This window comes from Clostridia bacterium, from assembly GCA_017620395.1.
Taxonomy (GTDB): Bacteria; Bacillota; Clostridia; order Oscillospirales; family RGIG8002; genus RGIG8002.
The window spans coordinates 1-3,582 of sequence record JAFZQJ010000029.1 but is presented as its reverse complement, the minus strand read 5'-3'; the positions used below and the strand labels follow the sequence as shown (position 1 = coordinate 3,582).

General features: G+C 62.3%; 2 protein-coding genes. Both read left to right on the top strand.

Going from position 1 to position 3,582, the window contains the following annotated elements; translation table 11 throughout:
* Positions 1 to 3,334: family 16 glycosylhydrolase (locus J5441_06755; protein ID MBO4934844.1), on the top strand; the 3,334-nt coding region annotated here is incomplete at its 5' end.
* Positions 3,335 to 3,402: 68 nt separating this feature from the next.
* On the top strand, positions 3,403 to 3,582 hold a 180-nt coding region (locus tag J5441_06750; protein ID MBO4934843.1), incomplete at its 3' end, for a hypothetical protein.

Genomic DNA, 3,582 nt, shown 5'->3' with positions numbered 1-3,582 from the left:
TTCCCTCGACGACGCGATCGCCGCCGCGGGCAGAGAGCTTTACGGTATGTATACGGCGCAAAGCGGAAACCTGCTTCGCGACTGCTATGACAAAGCACAGGCTGTCATTCAGTCCGGACGCACCGACAACGGCGAAGCCGCGGCGATATACGCCGCTATTGACGCGCTCGCTCCGCTCGAGCATTACACGCGCGAACCACAGCTCGGCTTTGAAGGACTGACCGACGCAGATATCCGCAGTATGCCGCTTCGACGCGGGAGCGTTTCTGTTTCCGACGGCGTCGTCACGCTCTCCGGCAGCGGTACGCTCCGCTACGCCAACGCCGCCTCCGAAGGCGTATCCGGCCCGTCGCCCTTCGGCGTGCCCTGCCAGACGGCGGACGGCTTCGCGCTGAAGATAAGCGCCGACGCCGACGCCTCGCTCGACCTCGAGATCGGCAGGCGCGGCAGCGCGGAGGACTGCGTTTTCACCCTCTCGGATATTACCGTGACCGAGGGCGAAAGGTATTACCTCTTCCCCTTCGACCGTTTCGGCGCGCCGCCGCTTGACGGCACGCTGAACTATATATCCCTGACCTTCACCGGCGCTTCGCTCGTTTCCTTCTCCGACCTGCACGCCGTATCCGGCTCCGCCGAAGGCGCGGCGCGCGAATACTCGGAAACGCCGGCGGCCGCGCCGCGTTTCAACAGCGCGGAATATTACAAACTGCTCAAACGCGGTACCTCCTCCGCGCTCACGATGGTATCCAAGCCCTCGCGGGCGGACGCTTTCCTAACCTTTTCCGAGAGCGTTCAGGGCGACGACGCGCAGCTCTGGCAGCTCTGCGCCGACCCGACCAATCCGAATCAGATAAGACTTATAAACAAAAACCACGCCCTCGCGCTGCTGCGAAGCAGCGATTCCGGAAACGCGTCCTTCAGCGCCGCCTGTCCGGATCTGACCGATTCGGGCCAGCTCTGGTCGGTCAGCTATTCAAAGGCGAAGGGCTTTTCATTCTACTATAACGGCGCTTCGCGCGTCGCGCTGACCTATACCGGCGACACGCCGAAGCTGACGGAGACCAACGCGCTGATAAGATACTTCGACGTCGTTTCCGCAGGCGGGCCCGACTGGTCGCTCGCGTGGAGCGACGAATTCAACGACGGCGCGCTCAACCGTGGAGTATGGTTCCCGATGACCGGCAAGAACAACGACCCGACCGATCCCTACTACTACCGCGACGACGACAACAATATATGCTTCGAGGACGGCTGCCTCGTGCTGAAGACCGTTGTCGAGAATTACAACGGTATGCCTTCCACCGCCGCGCAGATCACCACCGAGGATAAGCTTCACGTTTCCTTCGGCAGGATAGAGATGAGCGCGAAGCTGCCGGACGGCTACAAGGTCTGGCCCGCCTTCTGGCTGATGGGCGACAAGGATAACTGGCCCTACTGCGCCGAGATCGATATTATGGAGTTCATCGCGCTCGACGAAGAAAACGACTGGCTCGGACACCGCCGTTCCTTCGCCACCTTCCATTACGCCGACGGAAACGGCTATCACGCCGAGATCGGCGGCTGGACCGACGGAACGATACTGATAAGCAACGAAAAGCTGACGGACGACTTCCACGTCTACGCGATCGAATGGGAGGCGGATCAGATAAGATGGTACTTTGACGACGTGCTCTATCTGACGATAAACGTCGACTCCGACGCGCTGAAAAACGCGCTGCAGAAAAACCCGATGTATATCCGGCTCAACACCGGCATCGACGGGCCCGGCAACTACGAGCTCCCGCCGAACGTGACGCAGGAAACGAAGTATTATATAGATTACGTCCGCTACTACAAGGACGCCGCGTACGCGCCGCAGAGCGAACTGCCCTTCGCCGCGGAAAAGACGGAGGCGGACTGCTTCAACAAGATCTGGTCGCCCGCCAACCCCTGCGCCGTCGACACGGAACGCGGAGTGCTGCTTTACGGCAACGCCGCCGCGGACGTTATGCTTTATAACGGCGGCAACACGGCGCTGGCTCCCGCCGCGAGATTGAGCTCCGGCGGATACTGGGTGATGAGCGACGCGATCTCCGGCGACGGGAGCAGGTACGTTTTCGGCAGATACCGCAAGCTGACCGTGACGGACGCGGACTTCGGCAACGCGGTCAACGGCGGCTTCTCCGGACGTTACCCCGTCGTCGCGCTCAACTATGACGGCTCGCGCTGCTACGCCGGCGGAACGCCGGAGAATTCAAACAGCAGCGACTGCAATTATTTCTACGTCTACGACGGCAGGACGCTCGCGGAGATAACCCGCGAGAAGACCGACAGCTGGGTGGATTCCATAGCCGTCGCGAAAAACGACGACTACGCCTTCGGCTGCTACGACGGCAGCGTTCACGTGCGCTCCGCGGGAAAGACCGGCTACCGCGTTTTCACGGTCGGCGGCAGGATCTCCGCGCTCGCGTTTTCGCCGGACGGCAAGCGGCTCTACGCCGCGACCGCAAACGGCGGGGTCTACGCTTACGACGTTGAAGCCGAAGCCGTTTCCGCTTTCGGCAAGGCGGGCGACGAAGTCTATCAGCTCGCCGTTTCGCCCGACGGAAGTCTGCTCGCCGCCGCCTGCGGCGACGCGTGCGCGAGGATCTACGATACCGGGACCGGACGGCTCGCCGCGCGCCCGTTCCTCGGCAGGACGGCGGTCACGGCGCTCGCCTTTTCGCCCGACGGCGCTATGCTCGCGCTCGCCGGCATCGACAGCAAAATCGGCGTTTTCCGCGCCCGCGACGGGCTCCCGCTCGCGCTGCTCGGCGAAGAACGCGGCGCATGCTGGTACAACTCCGTCGTCTTCGGCGCGGACGGCGCATCCGTTACCGCCGTGCGCGGAGTCGAGGACTTCAACTCGGCGGTATGCAGCTGGACCCTGCCGGAGGGACTGATCCCCGAAAGCGCCGACTGCTCCGCGCTCGAGGCGCTGTCGTTCTACGACGAAACGGCGTACACCGCCGAGAGCTACGCTCCCTACGCCGAGGCGCTGAAAACCGCGAACGCCGTCAAGGCGAACCCGTACTCCGCGCAGAGCGCGATCGACGCCGCAGCGCAGGCGGTCGCGGAAGCCGCGGAAGGCCTCGTTGAAGGCGGAGACGAGCCCGATATAATGAAGGGCGACTTCGACGGCGACAAGCAGATCACCGTAAACGACGCTCTTTCCGCGCTCCGTATCGCCGCGAAGCTGGCCCCCGAAACGCCCGAAGCGCTGCTCATAGGCGATATTGACGGCGACGGCATGATTTCCGTCAACGATGCGCTCGCGATACTCCGCGTCGCCGCCAAACTCTCAGATTCCCTTTAACAACAGTACTATTCCCGCATGAATGAAGCATACTCGGCAGCTGCCGAGTATCACAAGAAGGTGAATACGTGAAGAAAACCATAGCCGCACTTCTCTCAACGCTGATACTCTGCTCGCTTTTCGCGGGCGCGATACCCTTCGCCTCCGCGGATTCCCTCGACGACGCGATCGCCGCCGCGGGCAGAGAGCTTTACGGTATGTATACGGCGCAAAGCGGAAACCTGCTTCGCGACTGCTATGACAAAGCA